Raw genomic sequence first — 25832 nt, forward strand, 5'->3', positions numbered from 1 at the left:
TCATGACAATAGCAAAAAAGGGGACAGCTAAAACAAAAAAAGCGTCAACATCAAAAGCAAAAAAGGAAACTCATCCTTTGAAGTATGAAATTATTGGGTTAATACTAATTGGATTTGCTATCATTATATTTTTTGAATACGGAATTGTTGGTAAGTCATTACAATGGTTATCCTTATTCCTCTTTGGAAACTGGGCAGTCATTGTTCCATTTCTATTGGTGGTAAGCGCTCTATTATTAATGGTCAAAAGAACAGTACCGAGTCTGAAAAATCGACTAATTATAGGGATTTTATTAATAACTGGTGGTTTAACTTTGTTTAGCCATATTGCATTGTTTGAACAGTTGTACAAGGGAAATGCTATTCAAAGTAATTCTGTATTAAAAGAAACTTGGCGGATTTTAATCACCAGTGATGGAATTGTAAAGCATAGCCATGCGTTAGGCGGAGGGATAATAGGCGCTTTATTATTCGCTTGTTTTTACGCTTTATTTGATTCTGCAGGAGCCAATATTGCAGGTTGGTTAATGGTGTTAATAGGTATTGTATTGATTACCGGAAAAGCGCTTCTTCCGTATTTAGCTAGTAAATGGCCAACAATCAAAAAAATAATTTTACAAATGAGAGAAGAATCTAATAATACGGTAAGTCGACGCAAAGAAGCCAAGAAGAAAAAGAATGAGAAAAAAGAAAATACACGTAAAAATAGGAAAAAAGCGAAATCTGAAACCAGTATTCCTGATGAAGAGCATCAAGCAGCAACTGCAGTCGACTCAGTTATAGAAGAACGAAGAGAACCAATTATCTCAGCATTCTCACAAAGAGTTCAACAAGAAGTTGTAGACCCAGAACCTACAAGCTCTCATGAACAAGAGGAAACTGCGCAACCAGTAGAATCGTCATCGATACTTACATCTGATGTAATCGAAAACGAATCCTATCAATTACCGTCTATGAATAATTTAAAACTTCCACCACATACTGACCAAAGTGGTGAGTTTGAGTTAATACAGGGAAATGCACGTAAATTGGAGCAAACTTTTCAATCATTTGGTGTCAAAGCAACTGTAACACAAGTTCATCTTGGTCCAGCAGTAACTGAATATGAAGTTTTACCTGATCGAGGTGTTAAAGTTAGCAAAATCGTTGGATTACAAGATGATTTAGCTTTAGCACTTGCAGCAAAAGATATTCGTATTGAAGCGCCAATTCCAGGCAAGTCTGCAGTAGGAATAGAAGTGCCAAATAAAGAAGTCGCTATTGTCAGTCTGAGGGAAGTATTAGAATCTAAACAAAATAATAGACCAGATGAAAAGCTATTAATCGGTCTAGGTAGAGATATTACTGGTGACGCGAAATTGGCAAAACTGAACAAAATGCCTCACCTACTAGTTGCTGGTTCGACTGGTAGTGGTAAATCCGTTTGTATCAATGCAATTATTATAAGCATTTTGATGAGAGCAAAGCCACATGAAGTTAAAATGATGATGATTGACCCTAAAATGGTCGAATTAAACGTCTATAATGGTATTCCTCATTTACTAGCTCCAGTTGTAACAGATGCTCGCAAAGCATCACAAGCATTGAAAAAGGTCGTTGCAGAAATGGAAAGACGGTATGATCTTTTCTCACATACAGGAACACGTAATATAGAGGGATATAACGAGCATATTGATAGATTTAATGAAGCAAATGGAGAAAAACACCCGAAAATGCCATTTATCGTAGTAATTGTAGATGAATTGGCTGATTTGATGATGGTTGCTTCAAGTGATGTAGAAGACTCGATTACAAGACTTGCACAAATGGCTCGTGCTGCAGGTATTCATTTGATCATTGCTACACAAAGACCAAGTGTTGATGTTATTACAGGTATTATTAAAGCGAATATCCCATCAAGAATCGCTTTCGCTGTTTCTTCTGCTATTGATTCTCGTACCATATTAGATATGGGTGGCGCAGAACGTTTGTTGGGTAGAGGGGACATGCTATTTTTACCTGCTGGTGAGTCGAAACCGGTACGTGTACAGGGGGCATTTGTCTCTGATCATGAAGTTGAACAAATAGTAGATTTTGTTATTGCACAACAAAAGGCACAGTATCAAGAAGAAATGATTCCTTCTGATGAAGAGGAAGTTCCAGATTTAGATGATACAGATGAATTATATGAAGATGCAGTACAATTAGTGGCTGCACAAGATACGGCTTCCGTTTCTTTCTTACAAAGAAAGCTCAAAATAGGTTACGCTAGAGCTGCCCGCATTATGGATCAAATGGAGGAAAGAGGTATTGTTGGACCTGCTGAAAAGAGTAAGCCAAGGGAAGTATTGATTGGTAAATAATTACTATATCGTTAGCTAACAAAGTATTTTATGGATAAAGAAAACACAAGGTTAAAAGGAAATTAAAGAAGACGATAAAAATTCCATTATGTGAGACTTAAGTATAATTTATCATTTATTTATTAAACTGTTATCAAAAATTACTACAAGCAATGAAAAAAATATCTGTTTTAACACAGTTTTCGCAAAAGTTATTTATTTAAAGAAAAAAAAATGGTATAGTAGTTTCTGATTAGTAGGAATGTTTTACGTCTGATGTCTGATCTTTAATTTCTGGTGGTGGTTTGTTTGACAATAAAGTCTGATCATCGTCATCTCTATCTTCAAGTGATTGATCATTTAAAAGCAGATATAGAACAAGGTGTATATAAAGAAAATGAAAAACTGCCTTCAGAATTTGAATTATCCAAATCACTTGGAGTAAGCCGTGCAACACTTCGTGAAGCACTTAGATTGTTGGAAGAAGAAAATATCATTGTTCGAAGACATGGTGTAGGTACATTTGTAAATCCAAAACCATTATTTACGTCTGGAATTGAACAACTATCAAGTATCTCCTCTATGATTGAGGAGGCGGGAATGCAGCCTGGTACAAACTATATTAGTACGACTGAGTTGCTTCCAAAAGAAGAGGATATTAAACGTTTCCAATGTGATGAAGATGAACCTTTAATATCGATTGAACGTGTACGTACAGCAAATGGAGAACCTGTTGTGTATTGTGTGGACCAAGTACCTGCAAAATATTTGCCTAAAAACTTCTCGTCTCGACATAATTCTTCTATTTTTTCAGCATTAGAAGAGTCAGGAGATATACATGTAGCATACGCTGTTACATTTATAGATCCAATTGGCTATCACAATCAAGTATCTCCAATATTACAATGTGGGCGTGAAACAGCGCTTTTAGTTTTAAAACAGCTCCATTATGATGATAACGATCGTGTGGTGCTGTATTCACGTAACTACTTCAGAGCTGATAAATTCAGTTTCCATGTGGTTCGAAAACGTGTGTAAAAAAACACGTACTCATTCCTGCTATCGAATCTACAAATTAACTTTACTTTTTAGGGGGATTTCAAGTGAAAAAGCGTAAAATTGGTTTAGCTCTTTCTGCACTTCTAGCTTCTGGTACTTTATTAGCAGCATGTGGTAATGACGACAATGCAAGCGATACTAAAAAGGATGATAAAAAGTCATTCTCAGTAGCAATGGTAACTGATACTGGCGGTATTGATGACCGTTCATTTAACCAATCTACTTGGGAAGGAATCGAAAGATTCGGTAAAGATAATGGATTATCTAAAGGTAACAATGGTTATGATTACTTACAATCTGCATCTGAAAGTGATTACAACACTAACCTAAATAGCTTAGTTCGCCGTAATTTTGATTTAGTATTTGCAGTAGGTTACCAACTACATGATTCAGTAGTTGAAGTAGCTAAACAACAAAAAGATGCTAAAATCGCTATTATCGACTCAGTAGTTGAAGGACAAGATAATGTTGCTTCTATTATGTTCAAAGCAAATGAAGCTTCTTATTTAGCAGGTGCTGCTGCAGCATTACAATCTAAAACTGGCAAAATCGGCTTCATCGGTGGTATGGAAAGTGACATTATTGATGGATTCGAAGCTGGTTTCGTAGCAGGTGCTAAAGCTGCAAATCCAAAAGTAAAAGTTGATGTTCAATATGCAGGCTCATTTGGCGACGCTGCAAAAGGTCAAGCTATTGCAAAACGTATGTATGATTCAGGTTCTGATATCATCTTCCACGCAGCAGGTGGTACAGGTAATGGCTTATTCACTGAAGCAAAAGAACGTAAGAAAAAAGATCCGAAAGCTGATGTTTGGGTAATCGGTGTTGACCGTGACCAATACGATGAAGGTAAAGTAGATGACAAAACAAATGTTACTTTCACTTCTGTATTAAAACGTGTTGATATTGCTGCAGAAGATGTTGCAAAACAATCAAAAGATGGCAAATTCCCAGGCGGTAAAACTATTACTTTGGGCTTAAAAGATAATGGTGTTGATTTAGCAGATTCTCACGGTGTAATTACTAGTGATACACAAAAGAAAATCGATGAATACAAAGAAAAAATTATTAAAGGTGAAATTACAGTTCCTGAAAAACCAGAAAAATAAGGTTTAACCATCAGGTTTAACATCATCATAAAGACTAGCTTATGCTAGTCTTTATGATGTATTTTAGTTTCTAATTAACAGACGAAGGAATTTAAATTATAGTAAATTTTTAGAATATACCATCTTATTCACGATTATATGTAGTTGTTCTAAAATATAGTTTTGGATTAATATTCTGAAAAAATATTTGTGTATTTAAGTCCTTCTTGTGTTAATTTTTTTAACCTTTGTTAATTTATTAATGACAACCATAAATTTATAGTGTCCAAGGGAGTGAACACATTGGAATATGTGATAGAAATGCTTGGAATTCGAAAACAATTCGGGGATTTCGTAGCAAATGATAACATCACCCTTCAGCTAAAAAAAGGAGAGATTCATGCACTATTAGGAGAAAATGGTGCAGGGAAATCGACGTTGATGAATGTGCTCTTTGGTTTATATCAACCAGAAGCAGGCTCCATTAAAGTTCATGGCAAGGAAGTTAAGATTACTGACCCTAACAAAGCCAATGATCTTGGAATCGGAATGGTTCATCAACATTTTATGTTAGTTGAGAATTTTACGGTGACAGAAAATATCATTTTAGGTAGTGAACCTACGAAGATGGGTTCCATCAATATTCGAGATGCGGCAAAAAAAGTACAAGAACTATCTGAAAAATATGGTTTAAATGTAGATGCAAATGCTAAAATTGAAGACATTTCAGTCGGTATGCAACAACGTGTGGAAATTTTAAAAACATTATACCGAGGCGCTGAAATTTTAATCTTCGACGAACCTACAGCATCACTAACACCTCAAGAAATTACAGAATTGATGCAGATTATGAAACGTCTTATTGATGAAGGCAAATCTATCATTTTAATTACTCACAAATTAAAAGAAATTATGGAAGTTTCAGATCGCGTTACAATAATACGCAAAGGTAAAGGGATAGGTACAGTTGTAACTGCTGATACAAATCCAGATCAGCTTGCCGAAATGATGGTTGGAAGACAAGTTGTATTTAAGACTGAAAAAGTGGAAGCAAAACCGACTGATGTTGTATTAAATATCCAAAATTTAACTGTTGTAGACAATCGTGGTGTCGACAAGGTTAAAAATTTAAATCTTACCGTTCGAGCTGGAGAAATTGTTGGGATTGCTGGGATAGACGGAAATGGTCAGTCAGAGCTAATCGAAGCAATTACTGGTCTTCGCAAGGTGAAAAAAGGAACAATCACTTTAAAAGGTAAGAATATAACTGGTTTCAAACCTCGTAAAATTACAGAGGCAGGAATCGGTCATATTCCTCAGGATCGACATAAGCATGGACTTGTACTCGATTTTCCTATTAGCCATAATATAGTTTTACAAACGTACTATCAAAAACCTATTTCTAAGGCAGGTATTATAGATTATAAGAAAGTAAATGATTTTGCAAAAAAAATTATTCATGAATATGATGTGCGTACACCAGGCGAGATGACACTTGCACGTGCATTGTCAGGTGGTAACCAACAAAAAGCAATTATCGGTCGTGAAATTGAGCGAGACCCAGAATTATTAATAGCAGCATTGCCAACGCGTGGTTTAGATGTAGGGGCGATTGAATTTATTCATAAACGTCTTATTGAACAACGGGATAAAGGAAAAGCAGTGTTATTAATATCATTTGAATTAGATGAAGTGATGAATGTATCAGACAGTATTGCTGTCATCCATGATGGGTCAATTATTGATAGAGTGCTACCGCACGAAACATCAGAACAAGAACTCGGTTTATTAATGGCTGGACAAAAATTACATCAAGATTCAAAAAAGGTAGGTGACGAATAGTGTCTAAACGATTGACAAATATTCTAGTCCCTCTTATCTCAATTTTATTGGGTATTATTGTTGGAGCAATTGTAATGGCTATTAGTGGATTTAGCCCAGTAGATGGTTATATTGCATTATGGAATGGTGTTTTTGGTAACACCTATAATATTGGTGAAACAATTCGTCAAATTACGCCATATGTATTTGCTGGTTTGGCAGTAGCTTTTGCATTCCGCACAGGTTTATTTAATATTGGTGTGGAAGGACAGTTAATGGTAGGTTGGTTAGCAGCTGCATATGTTGGTTATGCATTTGATCTTCCTAAGATTGTTCATATCCCACTAGCATTATTAGCAGCAGCAGTTGCTGGGGGATTATGGGCATTTATCCCAGGCTTATTGAAAGCAAAATTACAAGTTCATGAAGTAATCGTGACGATTATGATGAACTATATCGCATTACATGTTGTAAATGCAACTATTGCAACGTTATCTGATGGCGAAAAAACAGAGAAAATCCATGAGACTGCTTCATTACGCTCGCCATTTTTAGAATCTATTACAGACTACTCCCGTTTGCATTGGGGTTTTATCATTGCAATTTTAGCAGTTATTATCATGTGGTTCATATTAGAAAAGACAACTCGCGGTTACGAACTAAAATCTGTTGGATTTAACCAACATGCATCAGAGTATGCGGGTATGAATGTTAGCAAAAATATTATTCTAGCAATGGTGATTTCAGGTATTTTCGCTGGTCTTGGCGGCGCGATGGAAGCGTTAGGTACTTTCGGTAATATCTCGAAGATGACGGCGTTTACTGGTATCGGTTTTGATGGAATCGCAGTAGCTTTACTTGGTGCTAACCAACCATTTGGTGTATTGCTTGGAGCAATGCTTTTTGGTTCATTAAAAAATGGTGGTCTAAATATGCCAAATGAAGCAGGGATTCCAGTAGAAATTGTATCAATCGTTATCGCATTGATAATTTTCTTTGTTGCTTCAGGTTATATCATTCGAGTAGCACTTGAACGTATAAGTAAGAAAAAAAAGGAGGAAAAATAACATGAGTTTTTTAGAAGTGTTATATTTCATTATTCCTTCTGCTATCTTCTATGCGGCTCCATTAATTATGACTGCAATAGGCGGGGTATTCACGGAACGATCAGGTGTAGTTAATATCGGACTAGAAGGCGTAATGATTATAGGAGCCTTCAGTAGTATCGTTTTTAACTTAACATTTGCAGATACTTTTGGTGGACTTACACCTTGGATTGGTTTAGTTATAGCAATGGTAATCGGAATTGTATTTTCTTTAATTCTAGCTGTTGCAGCTGTGTCATTCCGAGCAGATCAAACGGTTGCTGGTGTCGCTCTAAACATGTTGGGACTAGCTGTAGCAGTGTTTAGTGTAAAAATGATCTATGACAAAGGTCAAACAGATTCTATAGCAGAACGTTTTTCACGATTTGATATCCCAGTCTTGAAAGACATTCCAATTTTAGGGAAAATGTTCTTCACAGATGTTTATGGTACGTCTATTTTGGCGATTGTTGTTGCGTTTATAGCTTGGTACATTATTTACAAAACACCATTTGGTTTGCGTTTACGAGCTGTAGGGGAACATCCAATGGCTGCAGATACAATGGGTGTTAACGTTACGAAAATGCGTTATGTAGCTGTTATGATTTCTGGTGCACTTGGTGGTATTGGCGGTGCAATTTATGCACAAGCAATTGCAGGTAACTTTAGTCAGAGTACTATTAGCGGACAAGGTTTCATTGCCATTGCAGCAATGATTTTTGGGAAATGGCATCCACTTGGTGCTCTAGGTGCAGCATTATTCTTTGGATTAGCACAATCATTGAGTATTGCTGGTGCTTCTATTCCTGTGATCAAAGATGTTCCTGAAGTGATATTGTTAATCTTACCTTATCTTTTAACAATCTTTGCTTTAGCTGGATTTATCGGTAAAGCAAGAGCACCAAAAGCATCAGGTGAACCTTATATTAAAGGTAAACGATAATCTTTCAATTCATGTGCAATCACTAATTATTATGAAAAGGCCGAGCCAACTTCTCGGCCTTTTTTGTTATGTCTAAAGGGCCATGCATTGACTTGCTTTTACTTTAGTTGCAATTTTATTCAATTGACATGTATAGTTGGGGTAATGGTTTGTTATATTAAGTAGATAGGAGGGGTTTGAATGTTTAACACTATAGAAGTAGCTAAAGACGTTCATATTCATACAAGAGTAACTGATCAATTTAAAACAGTGAATTTTTCACTGAAATTTAGAAGACCTTTAGAGGTAGAGGAGGCAGCGGAAAGAACTGTTTTAACAAATGTATTGCAACACAGTAATGCCAAATTCCCATCTACTGCTAGTATGCGTATGCATTTAGATGATTTATATGGAACAGTTTTGTATTTAGATACAAGTAAAAAAGGAAACGAACATGTTGTCATTTTAAATGTTGAAACGGTAAATGACCAATACTTAAAACAAGTTGATGTACTAGGTAAAGTATTAGATTTAATGCATACAGTACTATTTGAGCCGAATTTAGAAGGTGGAACTTTTAAAGAGAATATCGTTTCTCGTGAGAAAGAAATGGTCAAGGAACGTATTCAATCTATATTTGATGATAAATCACGCTATGCACAAAATCGCTTAACAAAAATTTTAGCGCCAAATCACCCAGCATCTATTTCTGCTAATGGTACAATTCCAGCTATTGAAGCGATTACACCTCAATCACTTACTGATACATATCACCGTATGCTTACAGAAGATGCGATTGATATTTACGTAGTGGGAGATATAGATGAAGATAAAATGGTAGAGGGTCTAAAAAAAGCACTACCATTTGGAAAGCGAGAAACAACATTTAAACTAAAAGATTTACCAAAAATTGAACCAACTGATGATTATGTGAAAGAAAAGCAAGATATGCGACAAGGAAAACTGCATATTGGCTATTCAATACCGGTATTTTTCAAAGATGCAGATTTTCCAAAAATGCAAATCTTTAATGGTATTTTTGGAGGATATCCACATTCTAAATTGTTTATGAATGTTCGTGAAAAAGAAAGTATGGCGTATTATTGTTCAAGTTCATATTCTGCACAATATGGTTTAGTTTATGTAACGTCTGGAATTGATGCTATAAATGAGCAGAAAGTGATTCAATTGATTGATGACCAATTAGCCTCTATGCAAAATGGCGAAATAACAGATTTGGAACTGACACAAACAAAAGCAATGCTTCAAAACCAATTAAAAGAAGCATTAGATTCTGCACGTGGTCAAATTGAAATATATGACCAATATAAAGATTTGGATGAAGATTTCAATGTAGAAGATTGGCAAAAGAAATGGCAGGCTGTAACGAAAGAAGACGTTGTGGCTATGGCTAAACAAATGCACAAAGAAACCGTCTATTTCTTGAGTGGAATGGAGGACGAAAAATAATGGAAACAATTCGCTTTGATCAACTAGATGAAACATTATATTATGAAAAGCTTGAAAATGGGTTAGACGTCTACATTTTGCCGAAAAAAGGATTCTCAAAAACATTTGTCACATTTACAACTAAGTATGGATCTGTAGACCGTTCTTTTGTTCCGCTTGGTGAACAACAAGCAATTACAGTTCCAGATGGCATAGCACACTTTTTAGAACATAAAATGTTTGAAAAAGAGGATGGAGATGTATTCCAAAAGTTTAGTGAGTATGGTGCATCAGCAAATGCCTTTACTTCATTTACAAGAACTGCTTATCTATTTTCTTCAACGAATCATATTTATGAAAGTACTGAGACATTATTAAATTTTGTACAGGAACCTTATTTTACAGAAAAAACCGTCAACAAAGAAAAAGGGATTATTGGTCAAGAAATTACGATGTATGACGATCAACCTGATTGGCGTTTATATTTTGGCACTATCGAAAATATGTTTAAAGAACATCCTGTAAAAATTGATATTGCAGGAACTGTCGAATCGATAGATAAAATTACGGCAGAACATTTATATACTTGCTATCATACTTTCTATCATCCTTCAAACATGTTGCTATTTGCAATTGGCTCATTAGAACCTGAAAAAATGATGCAAGTTATTCGTGAAAACCAAGATAAGAAAGAATTTGCAAAGCCTACTCCGATTAAGCGGATTGAAGTAGATGAACCATCTGAAGTTGCTATACCTGAACGTACATTGAATATGGATGTTTCGAAAGCAAAAGTTTCTGTAGGACTTAAAGCAAAGGAAACAAATCTATCAGGACGAGAAATGTTAAAACATGAGCTTGCAATTAGTTTGACATTGGATATCTTATTTGGAAGATCCTCAGATTTTTATACAAAAGTGTATGAAGAAGGTTTAATCGATGAATCTTACTCTTACGATTTTTCTTTAGAACATGGATTTGGCTTTGCAATGATAGGTTCAGATACACATCAACCTGACAAATTGATACAAGCTATAAAAGAGCAATTGAAGAAAACAGAAGAGAAATGGCCATTTGGTGAAGAGGAATTGGAACGTGTAAAACGCCGTAGAATAGGCTTTAATTTAAGAGCTCTTAACTCCATTGAATATATAGCAAATCAATTTACACGTTATAAATTCAATGATATGAACCTGTTTGACTCTGTTTCGGCAATTGAAGAACTAACTTTAGCTGACGTCCAACAAGCTTTTAAATCTCTGCAAGGAGAATCTCAACAAACAGTCTTTAAAATTTTACCACTAGCCAATAATACTAAAAACAATTCAAAGGCAGAAGGTAAAAAAGCATAATGAAAAAATTTGCATTAGTATTAGGCGCTTCCGGAGCAATCGGAAGTGCCATTTGTCGTGAACTAGCGGAAAATGGTTGGTCACTCTATTTGCAGTACAATCACCATAGTGAAGTTGTGCAAAGTCTACTTGAAGAAATGATGCAGTCTTATCCGGAACAAGAATTCATGATTATTCAGGCAGATTTAACATCCGAATCAGCAGCAACTACGATTGTACAGTCTGTGTTTTCATTAGAAGCAATTGTCATAGCTAGTGGTCAAGCGCTTTATAAACTAGTGGAAGATACAACTGTTAAAGAAATGACTGAACTTTGGAAAGTACATGTTCAGACACCTATACAAATTATTGGTATGTTGTCAGCAAAATTAAGACAACATCAAGTAAGTTATATTACAATGATTGGTTCTATATGGGGTGAAGCAGGTGGAGCGGGAGAAACACTATATTCTACCGTTAAAGGAGCCATTCACTCTTTTGTGAAAGCTTATGCAAAAGAGGTATCTTTTAATGGAATCCGTGTAAATGCAATTGCTCCGGGACTAATCGATACAAAAATGAATGGACATTTAAATGACGAAGAAATGCGTGAACTCTTGGCTGAAATTCCATTAGAACGTGCTGGATCTCCTGAAGAAGTAGCACACCTAGTAGCCTTTTTACAATCTGGAAAGGCTGATTATATAACAGGACAAATCTTGAGAATTAACGGCGGCTGGTACATATAACAACTGATTTTACACATACTTATTGTGTAAAGGAGGGGTTCTATGCCTATTTTAGAAAATTGGCAACAATGGACATCGTTTTTAGGGCAAAATGTGGCTCAAGCTGAACAATCTGGTATGACAAATCAAGTAATTCAAAAAGCAGCGGTACAAATTGGTGAATACTTAGCCAACAATGTTGATCCGAAAAATGAACAAGAACGTGTACTTTCTAATTTATGGGGCGTTGCTTCTGAAAATGAGAAAGAAGCATTGGCGAATTGTGTCGTTAAATTAGTTCAAAATAAAAATTTGCAGTAAAAACTTATTTAATATAAGAGTTAAAATAAATTGTCTTTATAAAAGTCTCGGGAATGATTAAAAGTGTTTTTTAAACTTTTAATGCATCCCGTTTCTTTTTCCCTTTTCATCTATAGAAAAATCAGCTATTATGGAACATATATATGTTTTATGCGTTTTATAATAGAAGGGATCGTTGTATGTGAGAGAATGGTATTTTGAATATGAAATACAAATCAATCGCCCCGGATTATTAGGTGATATCGCATCATTATTAGGTATGCTTAGGGTTAATATAGTTACGATAAATGGTGTCGACCAAGTTCGAAGAGGTATGCTTCTACGAGCTGAAAAAGAGGAACAAATTGAACGATTTAGAAGTATTGTTTCGACAATGGAAATGATTAAAGTCACCAAATTTCGACAACCTACTACAAGAGATCGTTTAGCTATTCGACACGGCAGATATATTCAACGAGAAGCAGATGAAAAAAAGACATTTCGCTTTGTGCGAGATGAACTAGGGATTCTTGTCGATTTTATGGCTGAAATTTATAAAAAAGAAGGTCGTAAGTTAATAGGAATTCGTGGAATGCCTCGAGTTGGAAAAACGGAATCAATTGTTGCTGCAAGTGTTTGTGCAAATAAGCGCTGGTTATTTTTATCATCAACTATGATTAAACAAACAGTGCGCAATAGACTACTTGGAGATGAATTTAATAGTAATAACGTATTTATATTAGATGGTGTTGTTACTAGACGTTCATCGGACGAGCGACATCAACAATTAGTTCGTGAAATTATGCAATTGCCAGCGATTATCGTGATTGAGCACCCTGATATGTTTGTGCAGCATTCCGAATATACAATAGATGACTTTGATTATATTATCGAATTAAGACATCATCCAGATGAAGAAATTACATACGAAGTATTAGAGCGAAATAATAGCTTTTTACAAGATTCGGATGGTTTCGGTGGTTTTGGAGGATTTAATTTTTAACAGGTAGGTGTTTACAATTGACAGAATTAGGAGCTCGTTTAAAGGAAGCGAGAGTGTCAAAAGGCTATAGTCTGGATGATTTACAAGAAATTACCAAAATTCAAAAGCGCTATTTATCAGCTATTGAAGAAGGTAATTATAGTATTATGCCAGGAACATTTTATGTTCGTGCATTTATTAAGCAATATGCGGAAGCAGTAGGACTAGATAGTAATGAATTATTAGAAACGTTTAAATCGGAAATTCCGGCCAATAATACAGTGCAAAATGTAACTGCAACAACTAACATTCAACAGCCACAACAACGTAGAACTTTAGCAAAAAAGACAGCTAAGAAAAGTTCTGATTGGATGCCAAAAATCATTGTTGCCTTATTTATCATCATTATTATTGCTGCAATTTGGTTTTTAAAACAACATAATTCAAGCAGTGAAGTTGTGGATGAGCCTAAACAAGAAGATGTTAAGGTAGAATCAACAAACGTCAAGACAAATAGTAATAAGGATAAAGAAGCTACTAAAACGGAAACTAGCGCAAAAGAAAAAACAACCGATAAAACTGATTCACCAGAAGAAAAAACTAAACAAAAAATTTCGAAAGGTGTTTTAGAAAATGATAGTGTAACAACTACTTATACTCTTACAGGCGCGAAAGACTTTAAGGTGAAAGTAAAAGTTATGGGTAGTACATGGGTTGGTATTCAAGATGAAACAGGTAAAGAGATCTCAAGTGAATCTGACTCATTTAAGGCTGATCAAATGTATAGTGATGGTGACGAGATTGACGTAGATGCAACAGGTAAGAAAAGCGTTCGTGTTAGACTTGGAGCTTCAGCTAATGGTACAGTATATGTAAATGATGAAAAGATAAAATTTGCAGCAACTCCTGCAGAACGTTATACTCAAAATATCGTTATTAAATTTGAGGAAGAAAAGTAGTCATCTGAACAGGATGACTTTTTCCTTTGTTAAGAAAGGTGAAACAAATGAATATTCCTAATAGAATCACAGTCTCTCGAATTTGTTTAATACCTATTTTCGTATTGATGATGGTGTTAGACTTTGGCTGGGGTAATATGTCTATATTAGGTGCTACATTACCAGTTGAACATTTTGTAGGTGCTTTGATATTTATCATCGCTTCTGTAACAGACTGGATTGATGGACATTATGCACGAAAGTACAATTTAGTTACAAACCTAGGGAAGTTTTTAGATCCATTAGCAGATAAATTGCTAGTTTCATCTGCTTTCATTTTATTAGTAGAAATGGGCGCTTCACCAGCATGGGTCATTATCATTATTATTAGCCGTGAATTTGCTGTAACAGGCTTACGTTTAATTTGTGCGGAACAAGGTGAAGTTGTAGCCGCTAACCAACTCGGCAAAATTAAGACATGGACACAAATCATTGCAATTGCATCCTTATTAATGGATAACATTATCTTTGCAATGTGGGGTATTCCATTCGGAACAATTATGCTATATGTAGCATTATTCTTTACAGTTTGGTCAGGTGTTGATTACTTCTGGTTAAACCGCAAAATTTTATTAGAATCAAAATAAAGTAATATTGGCTCATTTTGCATGACGAAAGATAATATTTTCGTTTCGCAACCACTTTTGTGGCGTTTGATTTATTCAAACGAATGAGCCATTTTTTTCTACAAAAAAGGGGGAATAATTGATGAATGCGGAAATTGTTGCTGTAGGATCAGAATTGTTGTTGGGGCAAATTGTCAATACAAACGCGCGCTTTATTTCGAGTCAATTATCAGAATTGGGTATTAATGTTTATTATCATACGGTTGTGGGGGATAATGCAGCACGTTTAAAAGAAGTGATTCAAATTGCGGAATCCCGTTCAGACCTACTTATCTTTTCTGGTGGCTTAGGACCTACTAAGGATGATTTAACGAAAGAAACAATTGCAAAACACTTGAATGTAGATCTCGTAGAAGACGAAGAGGCGATGAAATCTATTGAAGATTTCTTTGCAAAACAAAATCGAATTATGACTGATAATAACCGCAAACAAGCTTTAGTTTTAAAGGGAAGCCAAGTATTGACTAACAAGAACGGAATGGCTCCGGGTATGATTTATGACGTTCATAACAAAATATATATGTTGTTACCAGGACCACCAAAAGAGATTGAGCCAATGTTTCAATTCGAAGCAAAACCAAAGCTTGCAGAGCGCCTACATGAAGATAACAAAATAGTATCACATGTACTGCGTTTTTATGGCATTGGTGAAGCAGAATTGGAAGTGCGTATACAAGATTTGTTAGATGAACAATCAAATCCAACAATTGCGCCTCTTGCATCTGATGGTGAAGTAACATTGCGTATTACTGCAAAGGCTGAAAATGAAGAACAAGCGTGGTTATTGATCAATAAAACTAAAAATGAAATCATAGAGCGAGTTGGAGATTATCTGTACGGGGAAGATGATGATTCTTTATCAAGCAAAGCAGCAGAAATGCTCATTGCGAATAATTTAACAATTTCAGCAGCAGAAAGTTTAACAGCTGGATTATTCCAATCAGAGCTTGCTGCAAATCCGGGAATTAGCCAATCATTATTAGGTGGGATGGTAACCTATACAGAACAGGTTAAACAAGAGCAATTAGGAATGCCAAAAGAAATTTTAGAAAACTATGGTGTTGTAAGTGCTGAATGTGCTGGAGAAATGGCACGACTTGTTAAAGGAAAATTTAGCACGGATATCGGTGTAGGTTTAACAGGTGCTGCAGGACCTGAAGCTCATGGCGATCAACCTGCAGGAACAGTGTGGATTGGTATTGCGATTGACCAAGACCCACCTCTTACTTACAAATTACAATTGACGGGTATGCGTAATACAAATCGCCTACGTGCTGTTAAATTTGCATTCCATTATTTAATCCATCTGTTAGCAGAAAAAGGATATGTCAAAAAATAAATTCGATATTAAAAAGACTATTAAAATATGTATTTCGTGAATTTTTAAGTAATCATTATTAAATAGTAATTTAATTTTGACGAATAAACGTTCGCTTTTTTCTTGTGTTTTTCTCAAAAAAGAAGTATAGTAGAAACAGAAATATAAGACAACTCATTTTAAAGGAGGAACTAGATTGGACGAACGTAAAGCGGCATTGGATATGGCCCTTAAGCAAATTGAAAAGCAATTTGGTAAAGGGTCTGTTATGAAATTAGGAGAACAGGCAGACCGTAGAGTTTCTACATCTTCAAGTGGTTCTTTAGCGCTTGATACAGCACTTGGAGTTGGTGGTTACCCTCGTGGTCGTGTCATTGAAATATATGGACCTGAAAGTTCAGGTAAAACTACTGTAGCATTACATGCAATTGCAGAAGTACAAGCAAATGGAGGACAAGCAGCATTCATAGATGCTGAACATGCCCTTGATCCTGTTTATGCTTCTAAACTTGGCGTCAATATTGATGAATTATTATTATCTCAACCAGATACTGGTGAACAAGCTTTAGAAATTGCAGAAGCATTAGTACGAAGTGGAGCGATTGATATTATTATTATCGACTCAGTTGCTGCACTCGTTCCAAAGGCAGAAATAGAAGGCGAAATGGGTGATTCCCATATGGGTCTTCAAGCACGCTTAATGTCACAAGCTTTACGAAAACTATCAGGGATTATTAATAAGTCAAATACGATCGCAATCTTTATCAACCAAGTCCGTGAGAAAATTGGTGTTATGTTTGGTAACCCTGAAACTACTCCTGGTGGACGTGCACTAAAATTCTATGCATCTGTACGTTTAGAAGTTCGTCGTGCAGAAACCATTAAACAAGGTAACGAAATGGTTGGTAACCGTACAAAGATTAAAGTTGTGAAAAACAAAGTAGCACCGCCATTTAAAACTGCAGAAGTGGATATCATGTATGGTGAAGGGATTTCAAAAGAAGGCGAAATTCTTGATATCGGTGTAGAAAAGGATATTGTACAAAAAAGCGGATCTTGGTATGGCTATGATGATGAACGCCTAGGTCAAGGACGTGAAAATGCAAAACAATTCTTAAAAGAAAATCCTGAAATTAAAGAAGAAATAGCTCAGAAAATCCGTGTTGCATCAGGTATTGCTGAAAATGGAGAGATTACAGACGCTAACTTAGAAGACTCTGAAGTTGATCCAACATTATTTGATGAAGAATAGATTTTTCTAAAGGTCCTTCAAATTTGAAGGACCTTTTTTAGAAAGAAAATCTTTATGCACTCCTTTAAGTTTGATAATTTAAAATTTTCGTTACATTTATAATTGATTTAAATAACAACTTTATGCTACATAAAGATTCAAAAGTTGATACAGATAGATTAGAATACATCCAAAAACTGTGAATCCTTGACAGGTCAATATATCAACTATACAATTAAATTGTATTATTTCTAAAATTGAAATGAAATTGGCACTATATTGAATGATCAATGTAAAGCCGACTGAAACAGAGTATGAAAACAGCAAGAGGAGGTATTTGTATGATGGAAATCATCTTCTCCGCTTTGCTAGGAATTATCGTCGGTGCCGCTGTTATCTATTTCGTCATGAAAAAAGTGAATGAATCAAAAGTGAACGGTGCAAAGAGTGCTGCAGAACTTATTATTGAAGAAGGTAAGAGAGAAGCAGAAGCTCTTAAGAAAGAAGCACTACTTGAAGCAAAAGATGAAACTCACAAACTTCGAACTGAAGCAGAAAATGACATCCGTGAACGCCGGTCTGAAATTATTAAACAAGAGAATCGGTTATTGCAAAGAGAAGAAAATCTTGATCGCAAGGATGACGCTCTGAATAAGAGAGAAACAGGATTAGAGCGTAAGGAAGAAGCTCTAACTGAAAGACAACAGCATATTGTACAGATGGAAAGCAAAGTGGAAGAACTTGTTGCTAAACAACAATCCGAAATTGAACGCATTTCAGCATTATCTCGTGATGAAGCAAAAGCAATTATTCTTAAACAAGTAGAAAGCGAGTTATCAACTGATATTGCCGTAATGACAAAAGAAGCTGAAACACGTGCAAAAGAGGGTGCTGATAAAAAAGCAAGGGAAGTTTTATCACTTGCCATTCAACGCTTTGCAGCAGACCACGTTGCAGAAACGACTGTATCTGTCGTTAACTTACCAAACGATGAGATGAAAGGTCGAATTATAGGACGTGAAGGACGTAATATCCGCACACTTGAAACATTAACTGGTATCGATTTAATAATCGATGATACGCCAGAAGCAGTTATCCTATCAGGATTTGACCCTATTAGACGCGAAACTGCTCGTCTTACATTAGAAAAACTTGTACAAGATGGTCGTATCCACCCAGCTCGTATTGAAGAAATGGTGGAAAAATCTCGTCGAGAAATAGACGAACAAATCCGCGAAACTGGGGAACAAACTACATTTGAAGTTGGAATTCATAATTTACACCCAGACTTAATGAAAATTCTTGGTAGAATGAAGTATCGGACAAGTTATGGTCAAAATGTCTTAAAACACTCTATAGAAGTTGCTCATTTAGCAGGACTATTGGCAGCTGAATTAGGTGAAGATGTAACTTTAGCAAAACGCGCAGGCTTACTCCATGATATAGGTAAAGCCATCGATCATGAAGTAGAAGGTAGTCATGTTGAGATTGGTGTAGAATTAGCAACAAAATACCATGAGCATCCTGTAGTTATTAACAGTATTGCTTCGCATCATGGTGATACAGAACCAACATCTGTTATAGCAGTTTTAGTAGCTGCTGCCGATGCGTTATCAGCAGCAAGACCGGGTGCACGTAGTGAAACATTAGAAAATTATATTCGTCGATTGGAAAAATTGGAAGAAATTTCAGAATCTTATGAAGGCGTAGAAAAGTCATATGCTATTCAAGCAGGACGTGAGATTCGTATTATAGTACGTCCAGATCAAATTGACGACTTAGCTTCACATCGCTTAGCCCGTGATATTCGTAAACAAATTGAAGATGAGCTAGATTATCCAGGGCATATTAAAGTTACAGTTATTCGAGAGACTCGTGCTGTTGAATATGCTAAGTAGAATTTAGTACTTCAAGTTTTGTATATTTAAAAGCCAAAATCAATGATTTTGTATATTTATATAATTTAATGGACAAAAGGCTTCTTAGTACTACGGTCGAGAAGCCTTTTGTTATGGAAATGAGTGGATGAAATGAAAGTACTATTTATTGGAGACATCGTAGGGGATATTGGCTTAGATGCAGTTGAATCATACTTACCTCGCCTAAAAAGAAAATATAATGTAGATGTTGTTATAGCAAATGGTGAAAATGCAGCTGCAGGTAGAGGTATAACTAAAGGAATTTATCAAGATTTACTTATGATGGGCGTAGATGTAATAACAATGGGAAACCATACATGGGACCAAAAAGAAATTTTCGACTTTATTGATGATGCAGATTATTTAATTCGACCAGCTAATTTTTCGGATGAAGCACCAGGTAAAGGAATGGTATCTGTCACAAAAAATAACGAAACGATAACAGTCATTAATTTGCATGGTCGAACATTTTTACCGCCTCATGGAGATCCATTCGCTAAAGCAGAAGAATTAGTAGAGGAAGCAAAAAAAATATCTCCGCTTGTTTTCATAGACTTTCATGCAGAAACAACTAGTGAAAAAATTGCATTAGGATGGAATTTAGACGGAAAAGCTTCAGCAGTAGTTGGTACACATACTCATGTTCAAACAGCTGATGCTCGTATTTTCCCAGGGGGAACTGCATTTATTTCTGATGTAGGTATGACAGGACCGTACGATGAAGTACTGGGCATGAACAAAGATAAAGTTATATATCGTTTTAAAACAAATATGCCAACACGATTTGAAGTACCAAAACAAGGCAGAGAAGTATTTAGTGGCTTTTATGTTGAACTTGATAACAAATCTGGTAAAGCTAAATACTTTGAACGTATTTATATAAATGCTGATTATCCTTTCGTTCCTTAAACTAGTCTATTTTATGCAGGGTGAGCATACAATGCTTCATGGACAATCAAAATGTCCCCGATTTTTCAAACTAAGGGAGGAATAGTTGTGGATTCATTGAAAGTATCGTCTCGCTCCAACCCAAATTCCGTAGCAGGTGCATTAGTGGCAGTGATTAGAGAGCAAGGATATGCAGAGATGCAAGCAGTTGGGGCTGGTGCCCTCAATCAGGCTGTGAAAGCAATCGCAATTGCGAGAGGCTTTGTAGCTCCGAGTGGTACTGATTTAACATGTTCACCAGCATTTACGGATATTTTAATAGCTGGTGAAGATCGTACAGCATTAAAATTGCTCGTCGAAAAAAAAGGACGATAGTAAATAATAAAAGAGAAGGCGGCTTGCTCTGATTTGAAGAGCACTGGATTGCCTGAGTCGAAAGCTCCTTTATTCTTTCGAATGAGGGAGCAAATTGACACGAGGTGCAAGCCGCTAAATTGTGAAAAATTTTATAGTAAGAATGATCATTACTTAAAAAGCGCATTCATAAATACACTTAATGTGAATTCTCATTGGTTCAAAATGATGAAAAATATTACATGATAAAATTGAATTAAATAATAAATAAAAATACCGGATAATTACTTCGGTATTTTTTTCTGTTTTTGATTAAAAATAATACATAAAAAGAAAGTAGTTTATTGAAAATTTATGAACGAACTTTTCCGTCAAAGGTCTGATTTTAGGAGAAATCATTTAATAACAATAGTTTCATCTGCATGTTCGTGATAAACTTATGAAGGATAAAAAGCTTATACGTGATATATTAAGGAGATGTTGATCGATGTTACATCAGCTTTCTTGGAAAGTCGGTGGGCAACAAGGGGAAGGTATTGAAAGTACTGGAGAAATTTTCTCTACAGCGATGAACCGTTTAGGTTACCACTTATATGGTTATCGTCACTTTTCTTCCCGCATTAAAGGTGGCCATACGAATAATAAAATTAACGTACGTACGTCAACTGTACATACGATTCCAGATGACTTAGATATTTTGGTAGCATTTGACCAAGAAACAATCGAGGTTAACTATAAAGAACTAACAAAAGATGGTGTTATTTTAGCAGATGCTAAATTTAAACCTGTAAAACCTGAAGATTGCCTAGCAGAACTATATATTGTTCCATTTACTGAAATTGCAACTGAACTAGGAACTTCACTTATGAAAAACATGGTTGCAATAGGTGCAACAGCAGCCCTTATGAACCTTAAAGATGAAGTTTTCCAAAGTGTTGTTAACGAAATCTTTGGCCGTAAAGGTGAAGCAGTAGTTCAAAAGAATATGGAAGCAATTGCAAAAGGTCATCAAATGATGAATGAGTTATTAAAGGAACAAGTTGGTAAATTTGAACTTGAACCTGGCGATGGTAAACACAGATTATTTATGATTGGTAACGAAGCAATTGCTCTAGGTGCATTAGCTGCAGGCTCTCGTATAATGAGTGCATACCCTATTACACCAGCTTCTGAAATTATGGAATACCTAATTAAAAAGTTACCTAAATTTGGTGGTACTGTGATTCAAACAGAAGATGAAATTGCAGCTGCTACTATGGCCATTGGTGCTAGCTACGGTGGTGTACGTGCATTTACAGCATCTGCAGGTCCTGGTTTATCATTAATGATGGAAGCGCTTGGCTTAGCAGGAATGACAGAAACACCACTTGTTGTTGTAGATACACAACGTGGTGGTCCATCAACTGGTCTTCCAACAAAACAAGAACAATCTGACTTAATGGCTATGTTGTATGGTACACATGGTGAAATTCCAAAAGTCGTTATTGCACCGTCAACTGGTGAAGAAGCGTTTTACGATATGATTCAAGCATTCAATATTGCAGACGAATTACAACTACCAGTAATTGTTCTTTCAGATTTACAACTTTCACTTGGTAAACAAACAGTAGAACCGTTCGATTACTCTAAAATCAAGATTAACCGTGGTAAATTAAACTTGGATGAACTTCCAGAATTAGAAGATAAACAATACTTCAAACGATATGAAGTAACGGAAGATGGTATTTCTACACGTGTAGTTCCTGGTCAAAAATATGGTATTCACCATGTTACAGGGGTAGAACATAACGAAGAAGGAAAACCTTCTGAAGCAGCTGGAAATCGTAAGAAACAAATGGACAAACGTTTCCGTAAATTACAATATGTTCATTTTGATACACCGGTATTTACTGATGCACCAAACGAAGAGGCTGATGTTCTTTTAGTAGGTTTTGGTTCTACCAAAGGTGCAATTGAAGAAATTCGCCCAATGCTAGATGCTGAAGGTATTAAAACAAATCATGCACATATTCGATTGATCCATCCATTCCCTGTTGAAGAAATGAAACCATTAATCGATCATGCTAAAAAAGTTATTGTTGTTGAAAATAATGCAACTGGCCAATTAGCTAATATTATGAAATTGAACATGGGACACCACGATAAAATTATAAACTTAACAAAATATGACGGTACACCATTCCTACCATTGGAATTACTTGGCCGCGTAAAGGAGTTGCTAACTGATGGTAACATTTAAGGATTTTCGTAATACAGTTAAACCTAACTGGTGCCCAGGATGTGGTGACTTTTCAGTGCAAGCAGCAATTCAACGTGCTGCAGCAAATCTTGACATTCAACCACATGAACTAGCAGTAGTTTCAGGCATAGGTTGTTCAGGTCGTTTATCAGGCTATATCAATTCATATGGCTTACACGGTATCCACGGTCGTGCATTACCAATCGCACAAGGATTAAAAATGGCAAATCGTGATTTAAACGTTATTGCTACAGGTGGTGACGGAGATGGCTTTGCAATCGGTATGGGACATACAATCCATTCAATCCGACGCAACATCGATATCACTTATGTCGTGATGGATAACCAAATCTACGGATTAACAAAAGGTCAAACATCACCTCGTTCAGCTGCTGGCTTTGTCACAAAATCAACACCAGGTGGTGCAATTGAACCATCATTAAAACCATTAGAAGTAGCACTTTCTTCTGGAGCTACATTTGTTGCACAAAGTTTCTCAACAGACTTGAAAGAACTAACAGCAATTATTGAAGCAGGTATGAAGCATAAGGGATTCTCATTTATCAATGTATTTAGCCCGTGCGTAACTTACAATAAAGTGAACACATATGATTGGTTCAAAGAACATATTACAAAACTTTCAAGTATTGAAGGCTACGATTCATCAAATCGTGCAGAAGCGATGAAAACAGTAATGGAACACGAAGGTCTTGTTACTGGAATCATTTATCAAAATGATGATGAACTTTCTTACCAAGAAAAAGTAATTGGATATCATGAAGAACCATTAAATAAAGCTGATATCATGATTAAAGAAGAAGAACTAAATGAACTAATGAAAGAATTTATCTAGTTTAAATTCCGTTAGCAAAAAAATCACTCATTCATGAAAATGATTGAGTGATTTTTTCTTTTTAAGAATTATTTTGAACGAAAGAAAACGTTAATTCCTAAATTTAATTTATATATGTAAATAGATATGCCTTCTTTTATGAATTTACCATTAATATGTACATTCCTTAACAATTCATGCTAATTCTTGTGAGAATAGTATATCTTTCAGTATAATATAGTAATGGGTACTCGAACGAAAGGGGTTTACCGATGAATGAAGAACAACGACTTGCCAGTCAGCAAGTAAATACAAAATCTACGTCAACAGCAGAGAAAGACTATAGTAAGTACTTTCAATCTGTTTATACTGCGCCATCTTTAAAAGATGCAAAGAGACGTGGGAAAGAAGAAGTGCAATACCATAAGGATTTTAAAATCGATGAAAAGTTCCGTGGAATGGGAACAGGACGCAAATTTTTAATTCGCACATATGGTTGCCAAATGAATGAACATGATACGGAAGTGATGGCAGGTATTTTCATCCAGCTTGGATATGAGCCAACAGAAGATGTAAAGGAAGCCAACGTAATCTTAATGAATACATGTGCCATTCGTGAAAATGCTGAAAATAGAGTTTTCGGTGAACTAGGACATTTAAAACCTTTAAAACGTGAAAATCCCGATTTATTAATTGGTGTTTGTGGATGTATGTCACAAGAAGAAGCAGTTGTAAAGAAAATATTAAAAACATATGACCAAGTAGATATGATTTTCGGAACACATAATATTCACCGTTTGCCAGAAATTTTAAATGAAGCATACTTATCTAAAGAAATGGTAGTTGAAGTATGGTCTAAAGAAGGAGACATCATTGAAAACCTTCCTAAAGTACGAAAAGGTCATACAAAAGCATGGGTTAACATTATGTATGGATGCGACAAATTTTGTACGTATTGTATCGTGCCATATACACGCGGAAAAGAACGAAGTCGATTACCAGAAGATATTATCCAGGAAGTTCGTAGTCTAGCAGCTCAAGGTTACAAAGAAATTACTTTACTAGGTCAAAATGTTAATGCTTATGGTAAAGACTTTGAAAATCGTAATTATCGACTTGGTGATTTAATGGATGAATTACGTCTAATAGATATTCCACGTATTCGTTTTACAACAAGTCATCCGAGAGACTTTGATGATCATTTAATCGAAGTACTAGCGAAAAAAGGTAATCTAGTAGAGCATATACACTTACCAGTACAATCTGGATCTAGTGATATGTTGAAAATTATGGCACGTAAATATACACGTGAAAGTTATTTAGAACTTGTCAAAAAAATTCGAAAAGCTATGCCAGATGTAGCACTTACAACGGATATTATTGTAGGCTTCCCAAATGAAACAGAAGAACAGTTTGAGGAAACACTTTCTTTATATAAAGAAGTGGGATTTGAAATGGCTTATACCTATGTATATTCTCCACGTGAAGGTACACCGGCTGCCAAGATGAAAGATAATGTACCACTTGAAGTGAAAAAGGATAGGCTTCAACGATTAAACAAAGTAGTAAATGAATATTGTGCCGAAGCTTTAAAGAAATATGATGGTCAAATTGTTGAAGTATTAGTTGAGGGTGAAAGTAAAAAGAACCCAGAAGTATTAGCTGGATATACAAGAAAAAATAAACTCGTTAACTTTGTAGCACCGAAAGAAGTCATTGGAGAACTTGTAAAAGTTAAAATAACTGATGCAAAAACATGGTCTTTACAAGGTGAATTTATCGAAGTAGTATCGAGTCAAGAGGTGAAAGCATAATGACAGGAAAACTATACACAAAAGATGATATTATTGAAAAAGCTCATGAAATTGCACATATGATTGCAAATACTGAAGAAGTTGAATTTTTTAAACGTGCAGAAGCACAAATAAACGAAAATCAATTTGTTCGAGAAAAAATCGCAAGTTTAAAAAGTTTACAAAAGCAAGCGGTGAATTTCCAACATTACGGAAAAGAAAAAGCGCTAAAATTGATCGAAGAGAAAATTGAAAAAATCGAAAAAGAAATCGATGCTCTTCCAATAGTGGTTGAATTTAAACAATCTCAAGGTGACGTTAATGATTTATTGCAACTAGTAGCAAATTCTATTGCTAACAATGTGACAGATGAAATTGTCGAATCAACTGGTGGCGATGTTTTACGTGGTGAAACAGGCTCTAAAGTTCGCAATTCTGAGCCTGGAAGTTGTTCATAAAAATAAATTTTTATAGATTTATAAATACAAGAAAAGGATGCCGATACAATAGGCATCCTTTTTTTCGCCAAAGCCATATTCATGTCTCAA

Annotated in this window: 22 protein-coding genes; all 22 read left to right on the forward strand. The window is 35.5% G+C overall.

Features of this window, described 5'->3' with window-relative positions; genetic code table 11:
- The first annotated feature begins 2 nt into the window (after positions 1–2).
- Positions 3–2342, forward strand: a complete 2340-nt coding sequence (locus Q0977_RS00925) for a DNA translocase FtsK (protein ID WP_299509724.1) — start codon at positions 3–5, stop codon at positions 2340–2342.
- Positions 2343–2630: 288 nt separating this feature from the next.
- A complete protein-coding gene (locus tag Q0977_RS00930) occupies positions 2631–3359 on the forward strand; it encodes a GntR family transcriptional regulator (protein ID WP_119414342.1) in 729 nt (242 codons plus the stop codon).
- A gap of 65 nt (positions 3360–3424) precedes the next feature.
- The gene (locus tag Q0977_RS00935; protein ID WP_124217272.1) at positions 3425–4489 is read left to right on the forward strand and encodes a BMP family protein; all 1065 of its coding nucleotides are present in this window, start codon (positions 3425–3427) and stop codon (positions 4487–4489) included.
- A gap of 282 nt (positions 4490–4771) precedes the next feature.
- Positions 4772–6310, forward strand: a complete 1539-nt coding sequence (locus Q0977_RS00940; protein ID WP_299509738.1) for an ABC transporter ATP-binding protein — start codon at positions 4772–4774, stop codon at positions 6308–6310.
- Positions 6310–7356 carry an ABC transporter permease gene (locus tag Q0977_RS00945; protein WP_124217274.1) on the forward strand — a complete coding sequence of 349 codons (1047 nt, stop codon included), beginning with the start codon at positions 6310–6312 and terminating at the stop codon, positions 7354–7356. The genes Q0977_RS00940 and Q0977_RS00945 overlap by 1 nt, the downstream gene beginning before the upstream one ends.
- 1 nt (position 7357) lies before the next feature.
- The gene (locus Q0977_RS00950; protein WP_119414346.1) at positions 7358–8317 is read left to right on the forward strand and encodes an ABC transporter permease; all 960 of its coding nucleotides are present in this window, start codon (positions 7358–7360) and stop codon (positions 8315–8317) included.
- A 180-nt stretch (positions 8318–8497) separates the two neighbouring features.
- A complete protein-coding gene (locus tag Q0977_RS00955) occupies positions 8498–9766 on the forward strand; it encodes an EF-P 5-aminopentanol modification-associated protein YfmF (RefSeq protein ID WP_299509742.1) in 1269 nt (422 codons plus the stop codon).
- Positions 9766–11097, forward strand: a complete 1332-nt coding sequence (locus Q0977_RS00960; RefSeq protein WP_119414348.1) for an EF-P 5-aminopentanol modification-associated protein YfmH — start codon at positions 9766–9768, stop codon at positions 11095–11097. Before Q0977_RS00955 ends, Q0977_RS00960 begins: the two co-directional genes overlap by 1 nt.
- Positions 11097–11825 (forward strand): elongation factor P 5-aminopentanone reductase, encoded by a 729-nt coding sequence (locus tag Q0977_RS00965; RefSeq protein WP_119414349.1) that lies wholly within the window; start codon positions 11097–11099, stop codon positions 11823–11825. Before Q0977_RS00960 ends, Q0977_RS00965 begins: the two co-directional genes overlap by 1 nt.
- A 42-nt stretch (positions 11826–11867) precedes the next feature.
- Complete coding sequence (locus Q0977_RS00970; protein ID WP_299509748.1) at positions 11868–12125, forward strand: DUF3243 domain-containing protein; 258 nt, start codon at positions 11868–11870, stop codon at positions 12123–12125.
- A 181-nt stretch (positions 12126–12306) separates the two neighbouring features.
- Complete coding sequence (locus Q0977_RS00975) at positions 12307–13107, forward strand: DUF3388 domain-containing protein (protein ID WP_119414351.1); 801 nt, start codon at positions 12307–12309, stop codon at positions 13105–13107.
- 17 nt (positions 13108–13124) lie between these two features.
- On the forward strand, positions 13125–14045 hold the full coding sequence (locus tag Q0977_RS00980) for a RodZ domain-containing protein (RefSeq protein ID WP_119414352.1): 921 nt from the start codon (positions 13125–13127) through the stop codon (positions 14043–14045).
- Positions 14046–14092: 47 nt separating this feature from the next.
- Positions 14093–14671 (forward strand): CDP-diacylglycerol--glycerol-3-phosphate 3-phosphatidyltransferase, encoded by a 579-nt coding sequence (gene pgsA / locus Q0977_RS00985; RefSeq protein ID WP_119414353.1) that lies wholly within the window; start codon positions 14093–14095, stop codon positions 14669–14671.
- Between the two features lie 121 nt (positions 14672–14792).
- Entirely contained in the window at positions 14793–16049 is a 1257-nt protein-coding gene (locus tag Q0977_RS00990; RefSeq protein ID WP_299509763.1) for a competence/damage-inducible protein A, read from the forward strand.
- 175 nt (positions 16050–16224) lie between these two features.
- Positions 16225–17280 carry a recombinase RecA gene (gene recA, locus Q0977_RS00995; protein ID WP_299509766.1) on the forward strand — a complete coding sequence of 352 codons (1056 nt, stop codon included), beginning with the start codon at positions 16225–16227 and terminating at the stop codon, positions 17278–17280.
- 323 nt (positions 17281–17603) lie between these two features.
- Positions 17604–19157 (forward strand): ribonuclease Y, encoded by a 1554-nt coding sequence (gene rny, locus Q0977_RS01000; RefSeq protein ID WP_299510015.1) that lies wholly within the window; start codon positions 17604–17606, stop codon positions 19155–19157.
- 132 nt (positions 19158–19289) lie between these two features.
- Positions 19290–20087, forward strand: a complete 798-nt coding sequence (locus Q0977_RS01005) for a TIGR00282 family metallophosphoesterase (RefSeq protein WP_119414356.1) — start codon at positions 19290–19292, stop codon at positions 20085–20087.
- Between the two features lie 87 nt (positions 20088–20174).
- The gene (locus Q0977_RS01010) at positions 20175–20441 is read left to right on the forward strand and encodes a stage V sporulation protein S (protein WP_119414357.1); all 267 of its coding nucleotides are present in this window, start codon (positions 20175–20177) and stop codon (positions 20439–20441) included.
- Between the two features lie 466 nt (positions 20442–20907).
- Positions 20908–22659 (forward strand): 2-oxoacid:acceptor oxidoreductase subunit alpha, encoded by a 1752-nt coding sequence (locus tag Q0977_RS01015; RefSeq protein WP_119414358.1) that lies wholly within the window; start codon positions 20908–20910, stop codon positions 22657–22659.
- Positions 22646–23512: a 2-oxoacid:ferredoxin oxidoreductase subunit beta gene (locus tag Q0977_RS01020; protein ID WP_119414359.1), complete on the forward strand. Its 867-nt coding sequence runs from the start codon at positions 22646–22648 to the stop codon at positions 23510–23512. The genes Q0977_RS01015 and Q0977_RS01020 overlap by 14 nt, the downstream gene beginning before the upstream one ends.
- A gap of 251 nt (positions 23513–23763) precedes the next feature.
- A complete protein-coding gene (gene miaB, locus Q0977_RS01025) occupies positions 23764–25305 on the forward strand; it encodes a tRNA (N6-isopentenyl adenosine(37)-C2)-methylthiotransferase MiaB (protein WP_299509771.1) in 1542 nt (513 codons plus the stop codon).
- Positions 25305–25742: a RicAFT regulatory complex protein RicA family protein gene (locus Q0977_RS01030; protein ID WP_119414361.1), complete on the forward strand. Its 438-nt coding sequence runs from the start codon at positions 25305–25307 to the stop codon at positions 25740–25742. Before miaB ends, Q0977_RS01030 begins: the two co-directional genes overlap by 1 nt.
- Positions 25743–25832: the final 90 nt, after the last annotated feature.

Origin of the sequence: uncultured Rummeliibacillus sp. (genome assembly GCF_934216135.1) — a bacterium.
Taxonomy (GTDB): domain Bacteria; phylum Bacillota; class Bacilli; order Bacillales_A; family Planococcaceae; genus Rummeliibacillus.

What these genes read in the sequence shown, in the direction of transcription:
- pgsA (WP_119414353.1), top strand. Translation starts at nt 14,093, where the DNA reads ATGAATATTCCTAATAGAATCACAGTCTCTCGAATTTGTTTAATACCT.
- Q0977_RS00955 (WP_299509742.1), top strand. Translation starts at nt 8,498, where the DNA reads ATGTTTAACACTATAGAAGTAGCTAAAGACGTTCATATTCATACAAGA.
- Q0977_RS00925 (WP_299509724.1), top strand. Translation starts at nt 3, where the DNA reads ATGACAATAGCAAAAAAGGGGACAGCTAAAACAAAAAAAGCGTCAACA.
- Q0977_RS00990 (WP_299509763.1), top strand. Translation starts at nt 14,793, where the DNA reads ATGAATGCGGAAATTGTTGCTGTAGGATCAGAATTGTTGTTGGGGCAA.
- Q0977_RS01020 (WP_119414359.1), top strand. Translation starts at nt 22,646, where the DNA reads ATGGTAACATTTAAGGATTTTCGTAATACAGTTAAACCTAACTGGTGC.
- Q0977_RS01015 (WP_119414358.1), top strand. Translation starts at nt 20,908, where the DNA reads ATGTTACATCAGCTTTCTTGGAAAGTCGGTGGGCAACAAGGGGAAGGT.
- miaB (WP_299509771.1), top strand. Translation starts at nt 23,764, where the DNA reads ATGAATGAAGAACAACGACTTGCCAGTCAGCAAGTAAATACAAAATCT.
- Q0977_RS01030 (WP_119414361.1), top strand. Translation starts at nt 25,305, where the DNA reads ATGACAGGAAAACTATACACAAAAGATGATATTATTGAAAAAGCTCAT.
- Q0977_RS00960 (WP_119414348.1), top strand. Translation starts at nt 9,766, where the DNA reads ATGGAAACAATTCGCTTTGATCAACTAGATGAAACATTATATTATGAA.
- Q0977_RS00950 (WP_119414346.1), top strand. Translation starts at nt 7,358, where the DNA reads ATGAGTTTTTTAGAAGTGTTATATTTCATTATTCCTTCTGCTATCTTC.
- Q0977_RS00965 (WP_119414349.1), top strand. Translation starts at nt 11,097, where the DNA reads ATGAAAAAATTTGCATTAGTATTAGGCGCTTCCGGAGCAATCGGAAGT.
- Q0977_RS01005 (WP_119414356.1), top strand. Translation starts at nt 19,290, where the DNA reads ATGAAAGTACTATTTATTGGAGACATCGTAGGGGATATTGGCTTAGAT.
- rny (WP_299510015.1), top strand. Translation starts at nt 17,604, where the DNA reads ATGGAAATCATCTTCTCCGCTTTGCTAGGAATTATCGTCGGTGCCGCT.
- Q0977_RS00970 (WP_299509748.1), top strand. Translation starts at nt 11,868, where the DNA reads ATGCCTATTTTAGAAAATTGGCAACAATGGACATCGTTTTTAGGGCAA.